Raw genomic sequence first — 19443 nt, forward strand, 5'->3', positions numbered from 1 at the left:
CCCCCTGCGGACTCGAGTGCTCAGGTCACGCTGTGACGCACGACTCTCGTCACCAGTTCCCCGTGCGGTGGAAGTTGTTCAGGCGTTCCAGGCACGGGTCGAGGTCCATGCCTTGTGCGGATACCCATGAGTCGTCGTAGTAGGTGTTCGCGTAACGCTCGCCGCCGTCACAGAGCAAGGTCACCACGCTTCCGCGCGTGCGAGACTGCCGCATCTCCGCGACGATCTGGAACGCTCCCCAGAGATTTGTTCCGGTCGAACCGCCGACCCGCCGCCCGAGCAGGTCCTCCACGTACCGGATGGTCGCCACGGACGCCGCGTCCGGCACCTTGATCATGCGGTCGATCACCTGGCCGACGAACGACGGCTCCACCCGCGGCCGCCCGATGCCCTCGATCCGCGAACCGCGCGTGCCCACCAGCTCCGGCGTGCTGTCGCGCCACGCGTCGAAGAACACCGAGAACTCGGGGTCCACCACGGCGAGGCGCGTGCCCAGCTTCTGGTAGTGGATGTACCGGCCGATCGTGGCGGACGTGCCGCCCGTGCCCGCTCCCACGACCACCCAGTCGGGCTCCGGCGACGGCTCCAGCTTCATCTGGTCGAAGATCGACTCGGCGATGTTGTTGTTGCCGCGCCAGTCCGTCGCGCGCTCGGCGTGGGTGAACTGGTCCATGAAGTGGCCGCCCAGCTCGGACGCCAGCCGCCGCGACTCGTCGTAGATCGCCGACGGCTCGTCGACGAAGTGGCACTTCCCGCCCTGCCGCTCGATCAACGCGACCTTCTCGGCCGAGGTCGAGCGGGGCATCACGGCGATGAACGGCAGGCCCAGCAACCGGGCGAAGTACGCCTCGGAGACCGCCGTCGACCCGGAGGACGCCTCGATCACGGGCGTGCCGCCGGTGATCCAGCCGTTGCAGATCGCGTAGAGGAACAGCGACCGCGCCAGCCGGTGCTTCAACGAGCCCGTGGGGTGCGTCGACTCGTCCTTCAGGTAGAGGTCGATGCCCCAGTCGAGCGGCAGCGGATAACGCAGCAGATGGGTGTCCGCGCTGCGGTTCGCGTCCGCCTCGATGATCCCGACGGCTTCGCACACCCAGTGCCTGGTCCTGCTGCAACAACGGTCAACGGAGGTACTCACAGCGGCACGATAACCGCGCAGACGTCCTACGCCTGAGTGAGAGGACCTTCGTCACCACGCAGCTCGGCGCGCAGCTTGTCCCGCTCAGCCTGCCGCGCCGCCTGACGCTCGTTCAGACCGACCGCCACGCGCTGGCGCAGTCCCTTGAAGATGAACAGCGATGCGGGCAGCGCCACGACCACCCCGACGGCCAGCGCGGGGAGCAGCGGAACCTTGAACAGCATGAGCGCGCCCATCACCACCACGACGAGGCCGAGGCGGGCGAGAACGTAAAGCGTCACATCTCGAGCGAGCACCCGTTCAGGTTACGTCGCCGTCCTCGTCGCCGGTGTTCGGCCGCCCCTCGAAGCGCGTGGACAGCACCACGGTCGTGCGCGTGCGGGCCACACCGGGGATGCGCCGCAGCCGCCCGAGCGAGCGCTCCAGGTCGTCCACCGTGGCGACGCGGACCTTCACGATGAACGACTCGTCGCCCGCCACCCGGTAGCAGGACTCGACCTCGATGAGCTCGCTCAACGCGTCCGCGACCTCGTTGTCGTCCGCGATGTCGGTGGGGTGGATGCCGATCAACGCGGTGACGCCCAGGCCGACCGCACTCGGGTCGACGACCGCGTGGTACCCGACGATCACACCGCTGGACTCGAGCTTGCCGACCCGTTCGTGCACGGCGGAGGCGGACAGGCCGACCTGCCTGCCGAGTTCGGCGTACGTGGCCCGGCCGTTGGCGCGCAGTGCGGCGATGATCTGGCGATCAAGAGCATCCACCCGCGACACCCTATGCCCTGACAGTACGCGGGGAGCTTTCGTACTCCAGGAGAGGACGCGAGGGCCCCGCGTGCGGCAAAACATGTCCGGTTCGCCCCCTGCGTCCCTTACTACCTCTTTACCAAAAAACAAGCGTTCGAGTACCTGATGGGTCAAGTGCCACGATCAGACCGGAACGTCTGATCTGAGGAGGACGAGTGACTGCAGCCACCGAGCGGCTCTTGACGCCTGGGGAAGTCGCCAATCTGTTCCGGGTCGACCCGAAGACCGTGACCCGATGGGCCACCGCCGGTCGCATCGGTTCGATTCGCACCCCTGGAGGACATCGCAGGTTCCGTGAGACCGAGGTGAAGGCTCTGCTGTCGGAGCTCACCACCGAGGCGACTGAACCCGTCCGCCACTGAAACCGTAGTTATCCCTGGGCCGCGGGTAATCTCGTGGCAAAGGGAGGTGGCGACCAGATGATCTACCTGCTGGCGGTGATCGGTGCGCTCACCGTGGCTGTGCTGGTGTGGCGAGCCTTCGCTCCGCAGCATTCGGAGTACACCCCGGGCCGCAAGGTGATCGCACCTGACGACGACCCGGAGTTCCTGCGCAAGCTCGACGAGCAGCGCAAACGCGACGAGTGAACGGAAAAGGGGCCCTGTCCTCAGGGCCCCTTTCGCCGCGTCAAGACCACCCGGTCACGCGTTGGGGAAGTCGTCCGCGACCACCGCGCCGAGTTCCAGCAACGCGAGCCGGGTCTCCGGTGCGAGCCGGTCCAGCGCGATCTCCGCGCCTTCTTCGAGGTGCTCGTCGAACGGCAGGCGGACCACGGCGCGGCACCGCTGCTGGAAGTGCGCGGCGAGCTTGTCGAGGTCGACCTTGCCCGACTTCGGGCGCACCGAGTTGATCACGCAGACGGACTTCGCGACCAGGTCGCGGTAGCCGTGCGCCTCCAGCCAGTCGAGCGTCGCCGCCGAGGTCTGCGCGCCGTCGACCGATCCGGACGACACCAGCACCAGCTGGTCTGCCTGGTCCAGCACGCCCTTCATCGCCGAGTGCATCAGTCCGGTGCCGCAGTCCGTGAGCACGATGTTGTAGAAGTGCTCCAGCAACTGCACCGTGCGGCGGTAGTCGTCCTCGCTGAACGCCTCCGACACGGCCGGGTCCTGCTCGGACGCCAGCACCTCGAGCCGCGCGGGCGACTGCGAGGTGTACGCGCGCACGTCGCTGTAGCGGGTGATCCGCGGGGCGTCGCGCAGCAGGTGCCGCACGGTCGCCGTGGTCTCCCGCGGGATCTTCAACGCCAGCGTGCCGCGGTCGGGGTTCGCGTCGACCGCGATCACCCTGTCGCCGCGCAGCGACGAGAACGTCGAGCCCAGCGTGGTCGTCGTCGTGGTCTTGCCGACGCCGCCCTTGAGCGACAGCATCGCGATCTTGTAGCACCCGCGCAGCGGCTGGTTGATCCGCGCGATCAGCTCACGGCGGCGGACGTCGGCAGGGCTCTCACCGAGGTTGACGACGCCACCGGTCACCGCGTGCAGCGACTTGCGCCAGCCGGACGCCGGCGGGCGCTTCTCCTTCTTGATCAGCTGCTGCGACGAGACTTCCTGGGCCTGGGAGCGGTACGGCTGCTGCGGGAAGTTGTTCGGGTACTGCGCCCCGGCGAACTGGCCGTACTGGGCCGTGTTCTGGGGTCCGGACTGCCCGCCGCCGACCGCATGAGCACCCGATTGGCCGCCACCCACCTGGTACGGACCGGAGCCGTCCACCGGGTACGCGCCGGACTGCGAGCCGGGCACCGGGTAGGGGCCGGAGGCGTTGCCGGGCACCTGGTACGGGCCGGAGGCGTTGCCAGGCACCTGATACGGGTCCCCCTGGGGGCCGCCCACGCTGTACGGACCTGATTGACCGCCGCTGACGTGCTGCGGACCGGACTGCTGCGGGTCGAGGTAGGCCGTCTGCGAGTCGACGTACTGCGGGCCGGAGCCCTGTTCCTCACCCGGTGGTTGCCAGTTCACCGCTGTGGCCCTCCCTGAGCAAGGAGGATCGAGACCTCCCCGACCCCCAGGTTGCGACGGTACGCAACCGACACCGGTTCCATCGACCTGGGGGCTAACTCGTTAGAGACCCGCGTAGGAATGCAACCCTGTGGTGACCAAGTTGATGAAGAACAGGTTGAACACGTTCAGCGCGAAGCCCACCACGTTGATCCAAGCGGCCCCACGACCGCGCCAACCGGCCGTCGCGCGCGCGTGCAGATACGCCGCGTAGACCACCCACGAGACGAACGCCACCGTCTCCTTGGGGTCCCAGCCCCAGAACCGGCCCCACGCGGCCTCCGCCCAGATCGCGCCGCAGATGATGCCCGCGGTGAACAGCGGGAACGCCAGCACCGTGGTGCGGTACGACATCCGGTCGAGCACGTCGGCGGACGGCAACTTCGGGAAGCGGTCGGACTTGCTGTCCTTGAGCAGGTAGAGGATCGACGTCACGCCGGGGATCAGCAGCACGCCCGACGAGATCGAGATCACCGAGACGTGAATGACCAGCCAGTACGACCGCAGGGCCGGCTGGACGGGCGCTGACGAGGCGTAGAGGACGGTGCCGCCGAGGAACAGCAGGACCAGGATCGGCGTCAGCACGAACGCGCCGAGGCGGCGGATCGGGAACTTCGCCATCAGCACGATCCACGTCACGACCGCGGCGAGGCACAGCAGCGACATGTACTCGTACATGTTGCCCCAGGGCGCGCGACCTGCGGAAAGACCGCGCATCACCAGCGAGGCCAGGTGCAGCAGCGCACCGAGCACCGTCAGTGCGGCGCCCATGCGGCCGATGCGCTCCGGCTTGCTCACATCGCGCTTCGGCTGGTCCTCGACGAGGCCCGGGATCGGCGCACCGGCTCCGACCAGCGCCTCCGCCTTGCGCGGGGCACGAGCGAACGCCTGCTCGACCGCGTAGAGCAGGATCGCGAAGAGGTAGACGCCCAGAGCGCTGCGGTACAGCCAGTCGCTGTAGGTCGCGAGTGTCTCGTCAACCGGCATCAGGACTTCTCCTCGTTCAGAACCGCGCGGGCGAGCCGCGTGAACTCCTCGCCGTATCCCGCCTGGTCAGTGCGGGCAAGCCCACCGACCTCGACCAACGTACGCCCGTCTTCCTGAGGGGTCGCACGCACCCACACCCTGCGGCGCTTCACGGTCAGCGAGACCCCGAGGCCCAGGATGATCAGGATGGCGAACGCCAGCACGTACCCCTGCGTCGGGTCGTGCGAGACCTGCAACGACACCCAGTCGCTCACGGAGTCGAACCGCACCTTGGTGCCGTCGTCGAGAGCGATCTCCTCACCCAGCGCGAGGTTCTTGCGCGCGACCTTCTGCAGCCGGCCCTGCTCGACCATCTTCATGTCGATCGAGAAGATCGACTGGCCGCGGCCGTCGTCGACGCCGAGGTCACCGCGGTACACGTCGACCGCGACCATCGGGTTGTTCAGCGCGGGGAACTTCGAGTTCAGGATGTTGCCGTGCAGGAACGGCGTCGGCGCGAGCAACCCGGTTACCGCGATCTGGTTCTTGCGCCGCTGCTCGGAGTCCGTCACGCCGGGCGGGTCGAACTTCGTCGCGCCCTCCGACGCCAGCGTGCGCTGGTCGCTGGGCAGCCACTGAATACCCTGCGTGCGCTTCTCGCCGTTGGGGAACGTCACCGTGAACGTCGGCGTGTACCCGTGCCCGAGCAGGTAAAGGCGATCACCGCCGGTGCGCAGCGGGTGGTTGACCTGCAGGGTGTACGGCCGCCACGTGTTCGCGGCGAGGTCGTCACCCGACTGGTAGCGGATGTCCGCCTGGTATCCGACGGGCTGGCCGTTCTCGAGGTACTCGGCGGAGAACTTGCCGATCTCGACGCAGAACGGCGTGAGGTCGGTCCCGTCGACCCGCAGGCCGGGCCGGAACGAGTCGTAGTTGAAGACGCCGCCGTTGCAGAACTGCCCGCCATTGGCCTGGACGATGACCTGGCCCTCGTAGCTGAACATCTTGCCCAGCGCGAACGACACCAGCAGCCCGAGCAACGCGAAGTGGAAGATCAGGTTGCCGGTCTCCCGCAGGTACCCGCGCTCGGCGCTGACCGTGCCCTCACCGGCATCCATCCGCCACCCGCGCATGGCCTTCTTCGCCCGCCCGACGGCCTCTTCCGGCGTCACGTCGAGCACGGCCTGCGCGTGGTGCGGCATGCGCGAGAGGTTGCGCGGCGTCAGCACCGGCTTCGCGCGCATCTGCTTGAAGTACTCCCACGTGCGGGGCAGCAGGCACCCGACGAGGGACGTGAACAGCAGCAGGTAGATCGCGGCGAACCAGGGCGTGGCGTACACCTCGAAGAACCCGAGCTTGAGCAGCAGATCGCCCCACCACCCGTGCTGGGCGACGTACTCGTCGACCTTGGCCGCGTTCAACGACAGCTGCGGCAGCAACGCCCCCGGCATCGCCGCGAGCGCGAGCAGGAACAGCAGGGTCAGCGCGGTCCTCATCGAGGTGAGCCCGCGCCACGTGTTGCGGAGGAAGGCGATCACTAGAGCGGCAGCCTCACGACGTCGACGAACGAGTAGCGCAGCCACCCGACGAACTCACCCCAGAGCCCGGTGACCAGCGCAACCCCGACCAGGATCAACAACACGCCACCGAAGACCTGCACCTGCCGCGCGTGCGCCCGCAGCCACTTCGTGACGCCCAACGCCCACCGCGCCCCGAGCGCGAGCACCACGAACGGCAACCCGAGCCCCAGGCAGTAGGCCAGCACCAGCACAGCCCCGCGCACGGTCGACGACCCGATCTCCGTGCTCCGCGCCACCGCGAGCACCCCGGCGAGCGTGGGCCCGAGACAGGGCGTCCACCCGAGCGCGAACACGGCCCCGAGCAACGGCGCCCCGAACAACCCGGCCCTGGGCTTGGCGTGGAACCGCAGGTCCTTCTGCAGCGCGGGCACGAGCCCGATGAACACGAGCCCCATCAGGATCGTGACCACACCACCGATCCGCTGAAACAGATCGGCGTTCAAGAACAACGCGTCCGACGCCCCAAGAATCGCCATCGAGGCCAACGCGAACACCACGGTGAACCCGAGCACGAACAGCAACGAGGCCCCAGCCACCCGCCACCGCCCTTGCCTGGCGGGTTCGTTCGCCTCAACCCGAGGCGCCTCGGCCCCCACCAGCCCGGCGAGATAAGCCAGATAGCCGGGAACCAGCGGCACCACACACGGCGAAGCGAACGAGATGAAACCAGCGAGCAGAGCAACCCCGGTAGCCAGCAACAAGGGCCCGGAGATCGCCAGATCGGTGGGGTTCACACACCTCAGAGTAGGTAGTTGCCCGGATCACGTGACGACCGGTGTCCGTTTCACGCCCCGTAAGTACCGACGATCGCTGCCTTGTGGGTGACATCACGGTTGCCTAGCGTCAGCGCATGCAACGTGCCCGGCTGATCCTCCCTGCGCTCACCGTGACCGCGCTTGCTCTGTTCGCGCAGGTACCGGCCGGGGACGCCGCCCCAGCGATGGAATGGCGTGAAGTCTTCAACGAAGACGGCACCATCACCCAAACCCTCACCCCGAAGCCCGCGACCAAAACCACGACAGGCTTCCGCACCCTGGCCGCGGCCGAGGTAACCAGGATCTACGGCGACCGCGACCCGTCCGACGCCTTCGACCTGGTCTTCGTAGGCGACGGCTACACGTCCGACGACATGGCCACCTACACCGCCAACGTGAAGAGCAAGTGGGACGAACTCTCGGCCGTGGAGCCCTTCGCGTCCTACAAGAAGTACTTCAACGTCTGGCAGGTCGACGTCATCTCCCCGGAGTCCGGAGTGGACCACGACCCGACCAAGGGCATCCTCAAGGACACCGCCCTGGACATGGGCTTCTGGTGCCAGGGCCGAGACGCCAACACCGAACGCCTCCTCTGCGTGGACGAAACCAAGGCAAAGGAATACGCGGCCCTCGCCCCACAGGCCGACCAGGTCATCGCCCTGGGCAACACCACGAAATACGGCGGCGCAGGCGGCTCCGTAGCCACAGCCGCAGGCTCCAACGCCCAGGCTGGCCAAATCGCGATCCACGAACTGGGCCACTCCATCGGCGACCTGGCCGACGAGTACGACTACCCGTACCTCACCTACACGGGCTCAGAACCACGAGAAGTCAACGTGACCAAGGACCCGACCGGCGCGAAGTGGGGCGAGTACCTCAACCAGCCTTCCCCCGACGGCGGCGTGATCGCCCCGATAGAGGGCGCCCGCTACTACAAGAACGGCCTGTACCGCCCCACCGCCAACTCGATCATGCGAACCCTGGGCAAGGAGTTCAACCTGATCGGCCGCGACGCCATGATCAAGGCCTTCAAGGCCAAAATCCCGTCGCTGACCGACCCAGCCTCCCCGCCGACACCAGCTAACTAGGCACGCCAGGCCCCTGCGCGGACAAACGCCGGGCCTCCAACACATGGTGGGGTGGGTCCCGCCCCACCCGGAACCGCAACCACCCACGCACCTGAAGACGCCCACCCAACCGGCGCGCAGCCCTCACTCCCGAGCAAGCTCATCCAACACAGGCTGAACATCAGAAGCCAACACCGGCACCAAAAACACCGCAGCCACCTTGTGCTCCTTGTCCACCACAAACGTAGACGGCACGGTGTTGGCCGGAAGCCCCTTGAAAACGTTGACAAAGCTACGACTGGAAGCGTCGTAAATGGACGGATACGTCAGCGCCCGATCCTTCATGAAGTCCTGCGGGTGACTCTTCGCAGTCTCCTTGACGTCGACCCCGACAACCTGAGTCCCAGCCTCGAACAGCTTCTGCATCTCAGGCGCCTCAGTCCGGCAGGGCCCACACCAGGCCCCCCAAATGTTGATGACGACAGGCTTCCCGGTGTAGTCGGCCAGCCGAACGGTCTTCCCTTCCTCCATGAGGGACTCCCCTTCGAGCCCGGTCAACGGCTTCCGATCAGCTGCCGCATACCGAATCTTGACCTGCCCACCAGGCGCCACGAGGTAGAACTCCCCACCCCCGATCTGAGCGGCGTCCTTCCCGACGCTGCACCCAGACCCGAGCAGCACCAGGCCGAGCACCGCGGCAGCCGCCCGCTTCATGCCCCGGTCACCCGAGGGTTCGTAGCCCCCACAGGCTCCGAGTAGGCGATCCGCACGAGCTGCTCCCCTTCGAAGATCAGGGACGTCAGCGAAGCAAGCGAACATTCCCGCCGCCGAGGGTCATGCCACATCCGCTTCCCCTCCAGGAACCGCCGCACGGTCCAAATAGGCAACTGATGCGACACGCAAACGGCTTCATGCCCCTCAGCGGCAGCCCGAGCCTTCTGCACAGCGGCGAGCATCCGATGAGCGATCTCGATGTAGGGCTCACCCCAGGACGGCTTGAACGGGTTGATCAACTTCGGCCAGTGCTGCGGCGACCGCAACGCCCCATCCCCAACCGCGACCTTCAACCCCTCGAACTGGTTGTCGGCCTCGATCAACCGCTCATCCGTGGCCAACTCCAGCCGATGCGAGTCAGCGATGGGTGCGGCAGTCTGCTGAGCCCGCTCCAACGGCGAGGCGACAACATGTGCGATGTCGTGGTCGGCAAGGTGCTCAGCCACGGTCAACGCCTGCTTCAACCCTCGCTCGGACAACCGAAACCCGGGAATCCGCCCGTAGAGGATCCCGGTGGGGTTGTGCACCTCACCGTGGCGGAGCAGATGAACGACGGTGCGGGTCACTGGCGAGCCTCCTTGGCAGCGCGAGCCGCGGCAGGCAGCGCGTCGGCGATCACGGCGAACTCCTCTTCACCCATGGCGGCGTTGACGAACCAGGCCTCGTACGCCGACGGCGGCGCGTAGACGCCTCGTTCCAGCAGGGCGTGGAAGAACGGCGGGAAGCGCCACGTCTCGGACGCCTGGGCGCCCGCGTAGTCCTTCACCTCGGAAGAACCGAAGAAGACGCTCACCAGGTTCCCGGCGAACTGCACGCGGTGCTCGACGCCGGCGTCGGTCAGGGCCGCCGTGAACAGCGCGCCCAGCCGCGTCGCGTTGCGGTTCAGCGCGGCGTACACCTCGTCGTCGGCTGCGCGCAGGGTGGCGAGACCGGCCGCCACGGCGACGGGGTTACCTGACAGCGTGCCGGCCTGGTAGACGGGTCCGGAGGGCGCCAGGCGGGCCATCACGTCCGCGCGGCCGCCGAACGCCGCCGCGGGCAGGCCGCCGGACATGACCTTGCCGAACGTGTAGAGGTCGCCGCGGACGCGCTCCAGGCCGAACCAGCCTGCGCGGGAGACGCGGAAGCCGGTCATGACCTCGTCCATGATCAGCAACGCGCCGTCGGCGTCGCAGATCTCGCGCAGCGCGGCGTTGAACGAGGGCAACGGGGCGACCGCGCCCATGTTGCCCGCCGCGGCCTCGGTGATGATGCAGGCGATCTCGCCGGGGTTCTCCTCGAACGCCGCCCGCACGGCCTCGATGTCGTTGTACGGCAGCACGATGGTGTCAGCGGCCTGCGCGCCCGTGACGCCGGGCGAGGTGGGCAGGCCGAGCGTCGCGACGCCGGAGCCCGCCTGGGCCAGCAGAGCGTCGACGTGGCCGTGGTAGCAGCCGGCGAACTTGATGACCTTGCGCCGCTCGGTGAAGCCGCGGGCCAGCCGGATGGCACTCATCGTGGCCTCGGTGCCCGAGTTGACCAGGCGCACCTGGCGGACCGGCTCGACGCGGTCGATGATCTCGGCCGCGAGCTCGATCTCACCTTCGGTCGGCGTGCCGAACGACAGCCCCGACGACGCGGCCTTCTGCACCGCGGACACCACGGACGGGTGGGCGTGCCCGAGGATCATCGGGCCCCATGAGGCCACCAGATCGACGTACCGGTTGCCGTCCGCGTCCCACAGGTGCGGCCCCTCGCCGCGAACCATGAAGCGCGGGGTGCCGCCGACGGAGTGGAACGCCCGCACCGGAGAGTTGACCCCGCCGGGGGTCAGCGTCGACGCGCGCTCGAACAGGGCCTGGGATCGACTCGCAGTCACGTCTCCCAGTCTCACACGTCGGCTTCGGCGGCTTTCTGGGGCCGGGTGCGCACGGCCAGCACGACCTGGCGCACGACGTCGAGAGCGAGGATCACGGCCAGCGTGAGAGCGCCGACGGCCGTGCCGAGCCAGTTGCCGTGGTAGCGCGTGGAGACGAACGGCTCGTGGCCCTCGAGAATCGGGTAGGCGAGCTTGACCACACCGCGGTTCCAGGCCCACACGGCGAGCCACGTCAGCAGAGCGATCGCGACGGCCTCGCCCGCGGCGATGATCCACCGCTTGGGCTGGTGCAGGCTCGGACCGGCGGGCGGTGCCGGGTCAGGCTCCTCCACCGCGGTCTCCGACTCCTGATCCGTCACGGCCTCTGTCACGTCGCTCACCCTCTCACGACCCGGCGCAACGCCGCGAGCAAGGCTTCCGGATCACGCGCCCACCCGAGCACCACCGTGCCGTCGAGCAGCCGCAACGGCACCGCCGTCGTCCCCTTCGGCACCGACCAGCCACCACCGAGCACCCGCGCACCGGTCGGCGCGCCGACGTCCCGGCAGGCCTCGATCATCGAGACCGGCACCTTCTCCCGCCCGAACTGGGCCTCCTCGGCCGTGAGCACGACGCTGCCGGTCCTGACCCTGCCGTACACCCACAGCACCGCGCCGAGGGTCAGCCCGAGCCCCACGATCGTCCACAGCCCTGCGGACGCGGGTCCGGTGATGAGCTCGACCAGGTAGCCGGCCACCGCGAACGCGGGTCCCCACAGGAGCGGCCACCAGCTGCTGCCGGACTCGCGGTACAGCACTACCGCACGTACCTGTTCGACGCGGGGAGGAACTGCAGCACCACGGCGGCGACGGTCAGCCCGATCACGACGATGCTGATCGCCGTGCCCGGCTGCCACACCCGTGCCGCCAGCGCGATGAACATGATCGCGACCATCGACATGAACCCGAGCACACCGAGGATCGTGAGCAGGATGCGCGCCCAGTTCTGACCGTTGCGCAGCACGACCGCGAACGCAACGTACGGCGCCGCCGCCACGAGCATCGCGAAGCCGAAGAGCAACGCCATGGCCCGCACACCGGCGCTGCCCATCTCGCGGTTCACCGAGGGGTCGCCTGCGAGGAAGAAGTCGGTGTTGGTGAGGAACAGCACCGGGAACACGGCGACGGAGAGCACCGCACCCGCGATCCAGATCCACATCGCCGCGGTGATCGTCGCGGGACGCGGCGGCGCGAGCTCCTGCGGCAGCACGGGCGCGAGCGGCGTCATCGAGAAGCTCGCCTGGCCGACGTGGCTCACGTGGTACTGGCCCTGCGGCTGCGGCTGCGGCGTCACCGGGTACGAGCCAGCCGGGTTCTGCCACTGCGCGGTCTCGGGATTCGCCCAGGGACTGGGGTTCTGGGGATCGGTCACTGCTCACGCACCTCCGCCAGCCACTGTGCCGTACGCGCCTGCCACGTGAAGACGATTGCGACACAGATGAGCAGCAGAGTGACCAGGTTGGCGGGACTGACGCCCACCAGGAGCAACCAGATCATGTGCACGATCGAGACGACCGACAGCAGCACGCGCGGCCAGCTCTTCCGCTTGAGGAACTGCCACGTGAGCAAGGCGTAGACCGCCGCGAAGATCACCGTCACGACGGTCAGCGCCACCAGGAAGTTCGTCACCTCACCCGGCGGCTTGCCGCTGATCCGCTCGATCTCACCGCGCTGGAACCACAACCCGGCGGCGGTGAACAGCATGAACACGGCTGTGGCCAGCCACAGGCCGACCGCGATCCGCACCGGCCGGGGAGCGTCGTTCACGACGTCTGCTCGCGCTCGGTCAGGTAGTCGGACGACTGCCGGAAGTAGAGGAGCACGAGACCGGTGATCGCGATCAGCGCCATCACCACGCCGGTGGTGCTCGAGATCATCTGGAAGAAGAGACCGATCAGCAGCGTGATCGTCAGGCCGGTGCGGCTCTTCTTCAGTCCGCCTCGGACCTTCCCCGCGAACCACACCGCGAGAGCCGTGAGCACGACCGTCACCACCAGCGAGACGGTCAGCACGACGTTGACCGTGTTGGCGATCATGTCCGGCGTGGCCTTGGGGTCCTTGTTCCCCTGGACGGCGGCGTCGATCAGCTGCTGTTTGGTCAGCAGCGCGTACAACGCGGCCACCACGCTGAGGGCCGTACCTGTCACCACGAGCCAGTAGCCCGCGGTGATCGTGCCGGGAGTGCCCGATTCCTTCGGAGACGTCACGGTCGGAACTTAGGACCGCCGGGAAGCGCTGTCCACCGTGACGCGCGTCCTGAAGTGCGCCGACACCCGGTACATCAGCACGATCGCGGTCGCGTCGAGCACCGTCGTGACGAACGTGACGGCGAGGTCGACCGGTGACATCGCCACCCCGAGGTCGGCCGTGATCCCGCCGGCCCACGCCACCAGCCGGAAGAGTCCGAACGCGACGGACGCGGCGCCAAGGACCGTCAGCACGATCCGAGCCCAGTTGCGCCCGCGCGCCATCGTGTTCGCCAGCCGCGTGTACGCCACGAGGATCGTCACGGCGATCAGCAGGCCGAACATGATCCCGCTGTCGACGGTCCCGTCGACCTGGTCCTGGCCGAGCGACGGGTTCTGCCGACGCGCTTCGGCGATGAGCATCTCGCGGTCGAAGAGCTGCGCGACGAACCGCACGACGCCGACGCACGCGCTGGCGATCCACAACCAGCGCGCGACGTCGACCAGCTTCGGGACCGGGGTGCTGGTTACCTGTCGAGCCACCGGGCGGCTTCCACGGCCCAGTAGGTCAGCACCATGTCCGCGCCCGCGCGCCGGATGGCCGTGAGCGACTCGAGGATCGAGCGCTCGCGGTCGATCCAGCCGTTCGCGGCGGCGGCCTCGATCATCGAGTACTCGCCGGAGATCTGGTACGCCGCAACGGGAACGTCCGAGACCTCGGCGACGGACCGCAGCACGTCGAGGTACAGCAGCGCCGGCTTGACCATGACCATGTCCGCGCCCTCGGCGAGGTCCAGCTGCACCTCGCGGATCGCCTCACGGCCGTTCCCGGGGTCCTGCTGGTACGTCTTGCGGTCGCCGGCGAGCTGCGACTCCACGGCGTCGCGGAACGGGCCGTAGAACGCCGAGGCGTACTTGACCGAGTAGGCGAGGATGCCGGTGTCCTGCAGGCCCGCCTCGTCCAGCGCGTTGCGGATGAAGCCGATCTGGCCGTCCATCATGCCGCTGGGGCCGACGACGTGAGCACCGGCGCGCGCCTGCGCGACGGCCATCTCGCCGTAGAGCTCCAAAGTCGCGTCGTTGTCCACGGTGCCGTCGGCGGCGAGCACGCCGCAGTGACCGTGGTCGGTGAACTCGTCGAGGCAGCAGTCCGACATCAGCACGGTGCTGTCGCCGAGCTCGGCGCGGAGGTCGGCCAGCGCGACGTTGAGGATGCCGTTCGGGTCGGTGCCGGCGGAACCGACGGCGTCGCGCTCGGCAGGGACGCCGAACAGCATGATGCCGCCGACGCCTGCCTGCACGGCCTCGACCGCGGCCTTCCGCAACGAGTCACGGGTGTGCTGCAGGACGCCGGGCATGCTGCCGATCTCGGCGGGCGCGCTCAGGCCTTCCTTGACGAACATCGGCAGGATGAGCTGCCTCGGGCGCACCTCGGTCTCGGAGACCAGGCGGCGCATGGCGGGCGTCGTGCGCAGACGCCTCGGCCGGTGAAGTGGAAACACGGCGGGACTCCCTGTGGAGAGAGTCGAAGGGGCCACCCAAGAATTCTCGAGTGGCCCCAACGGCTTCATGAACTAGCTGCGGCGCAGACGCTTGGTCTTGCGCGGAGGAGGCAGCGCTCCCTCGGCGCGCAACCGGGCGGCGTGAGCGGCCAGCGCGTCGACCAGCGCGGGCACGTTCGCCTCCTCGGGCTGCACGTCGACCCGGAGGCCGAACTCCCGCGCCGTCTCGGCGGTCTGCGGGCCGATGCACGCGACGAGCGTGCGGGCGTGCGGCTTGCCCGCGATGCCGACCAGGTTCCGCACGGTCGACGACGAGGTGAAGCACACCGCGTCGAAGCCACCGGACTTGATCATCTCGCGGGTCTCGGCGGGCGGCGGGGCCGCACGCACGGTGCGGTACGCCGTCACGTCGTCGATCTCCCAGCCACGCTCGCGCAGGCCAGCGGCCAGCGTCTCGGTGGCGATGTCGGCCCGCGGCAGCAGCACGCGGTCGACCGGGTCCAGGATGTCGTCGTAGGGCGGGAAGTCGTTGAGGAGACCCTCGGACGACTGCTCACCGGACGGCACGAGCTCGGGGATGATGCCGAACGAGCGCACCTTCGCGGCCGTGGCCTCGCCGACGCAGGCGATCTTCACGCCGGAGAACGCTCGGGCGTCCAGGCCGAACTCGCGGAACTTCTCCCACACCGCGCGGACGGCGTTGGTCGAGGTGAAGACGACCCACTGGTAGCGGCCGTCGACCAGGCCCTTGACCGAGCGCTCCATCTGCGCGGGGCTGCGCGGCGGCTCGACCGAGATGGTCGGCACCTCGACGGCGATGGCGCCGTGCGAGTGCAGTCGCTCGCTCATCGCGCCGGCCTGCTCCTTGGTCCGCGGGACCAGCACGCGCCAGCCGTACAGCGCGCGCGACTCCCACCAGGAGAGCTTCGACCGCGCGGCGGCAGCGGCACCGACCGTGACGACCAATGGGCCGTTCAGCTCACCGGCGTCCGCGGCGAGGGACGCCAGCGTGGTGTCGATGGTGCGCTGCTGGAAGCCCGTGCCCTCGGCGGTCACGGCGACCGGCGTCTGCGACGCGAGACCGTTCTCGACGAGGTTCGACGCGGCCTCGGCCAGGTGCGAGCCGGTCGCGTGCAGCACGAGCGTGCCCGGCGAGGCGGCGAGACCCGCCCAGTCCGAAACAGCGCGCACGTCGACCTCGGTGTGCACGCCACCGAGCGCGACACCCGCGTACGCCGGAACCGCGGTGCCGGAAGGCACGCCGGGGACGACGTCGAACGGGATCGTCGACTTCGCGACGGCCTGCGCTTCCTTCACGACCGAGTCGAGCGTCAGCGGGTCACCCGCGACGAGACGGACGACGGTGGCGCCGTTGCGGGCCTCGTTCACCAGGTCCTTGGCCACGTCGGCGGACTCACCGACGGCGGGGCGGACCTCGACTCCCTCGGCCACGGTCGCGAGGACGTCCGACGGGACGTCCGGGTCGGTGACCACGAGCTCCGCACGCGTGAGCAGGTCGTGGGCCCGGACCGTGAGCAGCCCGGTGTCGCCTGGGCCGGAGCCCACGAAGGCGATGCGTCCGGGGGTCTTGCGTGCGCGGGTCATCAGGGCACTCCCCATCGATTACGCCTCTGGGCCGCTGAGCACGGCGGCCCCGAGGTCGAGCAACTCGGCGGCCAGCGCACGGCCGAGTCCCTCAGCTTCGGTCAAGTCACCGGTGGCGGACGCACGGAGGAGATCGTTCTCCGGCGTCGCGGCGACCCCGCGCAGGGAAAGTCGGTACACGACCTTGCCCTCGTCGTCGAGGTCTTCCACCACATCGGCCAGCGCGCCGACCGGCGCGCTGCAGCCCGCCTCGAGCGCGGCCAGCATGGCGCGCTCCGCGGTCACAGCGGCCCGGCTGGCCGAATCGTCCAAAGTGGACTGGATCAGGTGCTCGGCATCGACGTCGTCGATCCGGCACTCGACTGCCAACGCGCCCTGCGCGGGCGCGGGAAGCATCTGGATGGGCTCCAGCGTCTCGGTGATCTCGTCAGCGCGGCCGAGGCGCGCGATGCCGGCGCGAGCCAACACGACGGCGTCGAGCTCTCCGCTGCGGACCTTGCCGATGCGGGTGTCCACGTTGCCGCGCAACGGAACGATGTTCAGGCCGAGCCCGAGCGCCTCCAGCTGGGCGGCACGGCGCGGCGACCCGGTGCCCACAGTGGACCCCGGCAGCAGCTCGCCGAGCGTGAGGCCGTCGCGCGCCACGAGAGCGTCGCGCGGGTCCTCGCGCTGCGGCACCGCCGCGAGCACCAGACGCGGGTCCGGCGCGGTCGGCAGGTCCTTGTAGGAGTGGACGGCGACGTCGATCTCACCGTTCGCCAGCGCGTCGCGCAGGGCGGACGTGAAGACGCCGATGCCGATCTGGGCGATGGGCGCGTCGGAGAGGTCGCCCGGCGTCTTGATGACGACGATCTCGACCTGCGCTCCGGCAGCCTTCAACGCCTCGGCGACGGTCCCCGTCTGCGCGAGCGCCAGTGCGCTGCCACGGGTACCGATCCGTAGGGTGCGGGTCACCGCGTTTCACCATCCACTGAAGACTTCTTGGTCTGGCTCACGGCCCCAGGCGTCTGGGGGTCGAGCCCGAACAGTTCGCGGAGAGCCTCCGCATAGCCGGTACCACCCGGCGAGGAGGCGAGCTCCTTCACCCTGACGGTCGGCGTGTGCAGGAGCTTGTCTACAACGCGGCGCACCGTCTTGGCCAATTCACCGCGTGTCGCGGCGTCCAGTTCGGGAAGTCGCGAATCGAGACGGAGCAGCTCGGCGTCGACCACCTCGGCCGCCCGCTTGCGCAGCGCCGTGACGGTCGGGGTGACCTCGGCGGAGCGCTGGCTCGCGAGGTAGGCCTTGACCTCGTCGGCGACCAGTTGGGCCGCCATCCGCGCGTCCTGGCCCGCCGGAGCGTCCGAGAGACGCCGCTGCAGCGTTTCCAGGTCCACCACACGAACGTTCGGCAGCTCGGCGGCGGCCGGGTCGACGTCCTTGGGCAGGCCCAGGTCGCACACCACGAGCGGCCGGGTGCGCGCGCTGATCATGTCGGCGCGCACGACCGTGTCGACCGATCCGGTGCACGCGAAGACGATGTCCGCGAGATCGAGTTCGCCGGGCAGCGCGGTGAGGTCGACGGCCGTCGAGGGGACGCCCTCGGCCTTCAGCGACGTGGCCAACCGCACACCGTTGGCCTGCGTCCGGTTGGCGATGACGACCTCGCCGATGCCCGCCCTGCGCAGGTGCGCGGCGGCCAGGCCGCCCATGGCGCCGGCGCCGACGAGCAGCGCCCGCCTGCCGACGAGGGTGCCCAGCGCGGTCTCCGCGTCGCCGAGCGCCTCGGACACGACCGACGCGCCCGCGTGGTCGATGCCCGTCTCGGCGTGCACGCGCTTGCCGACGCGCAACGCGTTCTGGGTGAGCTCGTGGACGGTCTTGCCGACGGTGCCCGCCTCGTCCGCCGCCGCGTACGCACCGCGCAGCTGGCCGAGGATCTGGGACTCGCCGACGACCATCGAGTCGAGGCCCGCCGCGACGGAGAACAGGTGCTCGACGGCAGCGGCGGCGTAATGCACGTAAAAGTGCTCGTAGAGCGACTGCGGGTCGACCTGGGCGTGCTGCGCGAGCACGTCGACGACCTCGGACATGCCGCCGTGGAACGACTCGACGACGGCGTAGACCTCGACCCGGTTGCAGGTCGACAGGACCATCGCCTCGGAGACGCTGGGGGCGGCGAGCAGCTGGCCGAGGACCTTGGGCAGGTCAGGCTCGGCCACGGTGACGCGTTCCAGGACCGGAACGGGGGCGGTGCGGTGCGACAGACCGACTACGAGCACGCTCATGTACTCACCACGTCTGCCGGAGCCGTCTGGCTCACGCTCACGGGCGAATCACCATCCCGTCCACACCGAGTCCGTTGTTGCCTGCCGAGACGATCCCTGCCGAGACGCTGGCAGCCTCGTCCGCACGTCGAGCGACGTGGAACGACAGGATCTGCATCTCAACCGCCAAGTCAACCTTGCGCACCTCGACGTTGTCTGGAACCTGAAGGACAACTGGTGCAAAGTTCAGAATGCACTGGACGCCCGCAGATACCAAACGGTCGCAAACCGACTGAGCGGCCGGCGGCGGCGTCGCGATCACTCCGATCGAGACCTCGCGCTCCAGGCAGACGGCGGTGATGTCGTCGATGTGACTGACGGGAATGCCCCCAACAGGCACTCCGATGAGATCGGCGTCGACGTCGAAGAGAGCGGTGACCGGGAAACCGCGGCCGGGGAAGCCGCCGTAGTTGGCCAGAGCGTGACCAAGGTTACCGATGCCGACGACCGCGACGGAGTGGTTGCGGGTGAGCCCGAGGATGCGCTCTATGTGGCTCACGAGCACCTCGACGTCGTACCCGACGCCCCTCGTGCCGTACGACCCGATGTAGCTCAGGTCCTTGCGGAGCTTGGCCGCGTTGACGCCGGCGGCCTGGCTGAGCTCCTCGCTGGAGACGGCCGTGACGCCCTGGTCGGCCATGCCGGACAGCACGCGGAGGTACACGGCGAGCCTGGCCACCGCCGCCTCGGGGATCGCGCGGGCGCGCTCCCTGTCGGCAGGCTCCAGAGGGGTGGCGGTCGTCTCACCTTCGCCCCGCTGTGATGCCACGCTCTCCGACCTCCGGGTGTGCTTCACCGCAGAGACCCCGCGGCGTTGGTGATGCACACACCGTACCGCTTGTGAACGCATGCACAAAGTCG

The 19443-nt window shown here is 68.9% G+C and carries 24 protein-coding genes; 3 read left to right on the top strand and 21 right to left on the bottom strand.

Features of this window, described 5'->3' with window-relative positions:
• Positions 1-49 precede the first annotated feature (49 nt).
• From cds1 to JOD27_RS24760, 3 genes are all read right to left on the bottom strand, one after another.
• Complete coding sequence (gene cds1 / locus JOD27_RS24750) at positions 50-1093, bottom strand: L-cysteine desulfhydrase Cds1 (RefSeq protein WP_204764673.1); 1044 nt, start codon at positions 1091-1093, stop codon at positions 50-52.
• Positions 1094-1164: 71 nt separating this feature from the next.
• Positions 1165-1434 carry a DUF4229 domain-containing protein gene (locus JOD27_RS24755; protein WP_307830308.1) on the bottom strand — a complete coding sequence of 90 codons (270 nt, stop codon included), beginning with the start codon at positions 1432-1434 and terminating at the stop codon, positions 1165-1167.
• 4 nt (positions 1435-1438) lie between these two features.
• Positions 1439-1903, bottom strand: a complete 465-nt coding sequence (locus tag JOD27_RS24760) for an Lrp/AsnC family transcriptional regulator (protein WP_204764674.1) — start codon at positions 1901-1903, stop codon at positions 1439-1441.
• Positions 1904-2100: 197 nt separating this feature from the next.
• Here JOD27_RS24760 and JOD27_RS24765 point away from each other — a divergent pair, with 197 nt between their 5' ends.
• Positions 2101-2307: a BldC family transcriptional regulator gene (locus tag JOD27_RS24765; protein ID WP_030473853.1), complete on the top strand. Its 207-nt coding sequence runs from the start codon at positions 2101-2103 to the stop codon at positions 2305-2307.
• Between the two features lie 57 nt (positions 2308-2364).
• Positions 2365-2532, top strand: coding sequence for a hypothetical protein (locus JOD27_RS24770; protein WP_086667950.1), 168 nt, complete (start codon positions 2365-2367; stop codon positions 2530-2532).
• Between the two features lie 54 nt (positions 2533-2586).
• Here the strand turns inward: JOD27_RS24770 and JOD27_RS24775 are convergent, their stop codons facing one another.
• From JOD27_RS24775 to JOD27_RS24790, 4 genes are all read right to left on the bottom strand, one after another.
• Positions 2587-3906 carry a MinD/ParA family ATP-binding protein gene (locus JOD27_RS24775; RefSeq protein ID WP_372441727.1) on the bottom strand — a complete coding sequence of 440 codons (1320 nt, stop codon included), beginning with the start codon at positions 3904-3906 and terminating at the stop codon, positions 2587-2589.
• A gap of 102 nt (positions 3907-4008) precedes the next feature.
• Positions 4009-4932, bottom strand: a complete 924-nt coding sequence (gene ccsB, locus JOD27_RS24780) for a c-type cytochrome biogenesis protein CcsB (protein WP_204764675.1) — start codon at positions 4930-4932, stop codon at positions 4009-4011.
• Entirely contained in the window at positions 4932-6407 is a 1476-nt protein-coding gene (resB, locus tag JOD27_RS24785) for a cytochrome c biogenesis protein ResB (RefSeq protein ID WP_204764969.1), read from the bottom strand. The genes ccsB and resB overlap by 1 nt, the downstream gene beginning before the upstream one ends.
• A 41-nt stretch (positions 6408-6448) precedes the next feature.
• Positions 6449-7225: a cytochrome c biogenesis CcdA family protein gene (locus JOD27_RS24790; RefSeq protein ID WP_204764676.1), complete on the bottom strand. Its 777-nt coding sequence runs from the start codon at positions 7223-7225 to the stop codon at positions 6449-6451.
• Between the two features lie 116 nt (positions 7226-7341).
• Between JOD27_RS24790 and JOD27_RS24795 the strand changes: the two genes are divergently transcribed.
• Positions 7342-8334, top strand: a complete 993-nt coding sequence (locus JOD27_RS24795) for a M64 family metallopeptidase (protein ID WP_204764677.1) — start codon at positions 7342-7344, stop codon at positions 8332-8334.
• A gap of 123 nt (positions 8335-8457) precedes the next feature.
• Here the strand turns inward: JOD27_RS24795 and JOD27_RS24800 are convergent, their stop codons facing one another.
• The 14 genes from JOD27_RS24800 to JOD27_RS24865 all read right to left on the bottom strand — a co-directional run bounded on the left by JOD27_RS24800 (position 8458) and on the right by JOD27_RS24865 (position 19432).
• Positions 8458-9027, bottom strand: coding sequence for a TlpA family protein disulfide reductase (locus JOD27_RS24800; protein ID WP_204764678.1), 570 nt, complete (start codon positions 9025-9027; stop codon positions 8458-8460).
• Complete coding sequence (locus JOD27_RS24805; RefSeq protein ID WP_204764679.1) at positions 9024-9653, bottom strand: histidine phosphatase family protein; 630 nt, start codon at positions 9651-9653, stop codon at positions 9024-9026. The genes JOD27_RS24800 and JOD27_RS24805 overlap by 4 nt, the downstream gene beginning before the upstream one ends.
• Positions 9650-10945 carry a glutamate-1-semialdehyde 2,1-aminomutase gene (hemL, locus tag JOD27_RS24810; RefSeq protein WP_204764680.1) on the bottom strand — a complete coding sequence of 432 codons (1296 nt, stop codon included), beginning with the start codon at positions 10943-10945 and terminating at the stop codon, positions 9650-9652. Before hemL ends, JOD27_RS24805 begins: the two co-directional genes overlap by 4 nt.
• Positions 10946-10956: 11 nt before the next feature.
• Entirely contained in the window at positions 10957-11316 is a 360-nt protein-coding gene (locus JOD27_RS24815; protein ID WP_204764681.1) for a hypothetical protein, read from the bottom strand.
• Positions 11317-11321: 5 nt separating this feature from the next.
• Positions 11322-11741, bottom strand: a complete 420-nt coding sequence (mce1N, locus tag JOD27_RS24820) for a transport-regulating membrane protein Mce1N (protein WP_204764682.1) — start codon at positions 11739-11741, stop codon at positions 11322-11324.
• The gene (locus JOD27_RS24825; protein WP_204764683.1) at positions 11741-12355 is read right to left on the bottom strand and encodes a hypothetical protein; all 615 of its coding nucleotides are present in this window, start codon (positions 12353-12355) and stop codon (positions 11741-11743) included. The genes mce1N and JOD27_RS24825 overlap by 1 nt, the downstream gene beginning before the upstream one ends.
• Complete coding sequence (locus tag JOD27_RS24830) at positions 12352-12750, bottom strand: hypothetical protein (RefSeq protein WP_204764684.1); 399 nt, start codon at positions 12748-12750, stop codon at positions 12352-12354. The genes JOD27_RS24825 and JOD27_RS24830 overlap by 4 nt, the downstream gene beginning before the upstream one ends.
• Positions 12747-13190, bottom strand: a complete 444-nt coding sequence (locus tag JOD27_RS24835; RefSeq protein ID WP_204764685.1) for a hypothetical protein — start codon at positions 13188-13190, stop codon at positions 12747-12749. Before JOD27_RS24835 ends, JOD27_RS24830 begins: the two co-directional genes overlap by 4 nt.
• Positions 13191-13199: 9 nt before the next feature.
• Complete coding sequence (locus tag JOD27_RS24840; protein WP_204764686.1) at positions 13200-13712, bottom strand: hypothetical protein; 513 nt, start codon at positions 13710-13712, stop codon at positions 13200-13202.
• On the bottom strand, positions 13697-14671 hold the full coding sequence (gene hemB / locus JOD27_RS24845; RefSeq protein ID WP_204764687.1) for a porphobilinogen synthase: 975 nt from the start codon (positions 14669-14671) through the stop codon (positions 13697-13699). The genes JOD27_RS24840 and hemB overlap by 16 nt, the downstream gene beginning before the upstream one ends.
• A 72-nt stretch (positions 14672-14743) precedes the next feature.
• Positions 14744-16276 (bottom strand): bifunctional uroporphyrinogen-III C-methyltransferase/uroporphyrinogen-III synthase, encoded by a 1533-nt coding sequence (locus JOD27_RS24850; protein WP_204764688.1) that lies wholly within the window; start codon positions 16274-16276, stop codon positions 14744-14746.
• A gap of 18 nt (positions 16277-16294) precedes the next feature.
• Positions 16295-17230 carry a hydroxymethylbilane synthase gene (gene hemC, locus JOD27_RS24855; protein WP_204764689.1) on the bottom strand — a complete coding sequence of 312 codons (936 nt, stop codon included), beginning with the start codon at positions 17228-17230 and terminating at the stop codon, positions 16295-16297.
• Positions 17227-18543 carry a glutamyl-tRNA reductase gene (locus tag JOD27_RS24860; RefSeq protein WP_204764690.1) on the bottom strand — a complete coding sequence of 439 codons (1317 nt, stop codon included), beginning with the start codon at positions 18541-18543 and terminating at the stop codon, positions 17227-17229. Before JOD27_RS24860 ends, hemC begins: the two co-directional genes overlap by 4 nt.
• A gap of 37 nt (positions 18544-18580) precedes the next feature.
• The gene (locus JOD27_RS24865) at positions 18581-19432 is read right to left on the bottom strand and encodes a redox-sensing transcriptional repressor Rex (RefSeq protein ID WP_204764691.1); all 852 of its coding nucleotides are present in this window, start codon (positions 19430-19432) and stop codon (positions 18581-18583) included.
• Positions 19433-19443: the final 11 nt, after the last annotated feature.

Source organism: Lentzea nigeriaca (genome assembly GCF_016907955.1).
GTDB classification, from domain to species: Bacteria; Actinomycetota; Actinomycetes; order Mycobacteriales; family Pseudonocardiaceae; genus Lentzea; species Lentzea nigeriaca.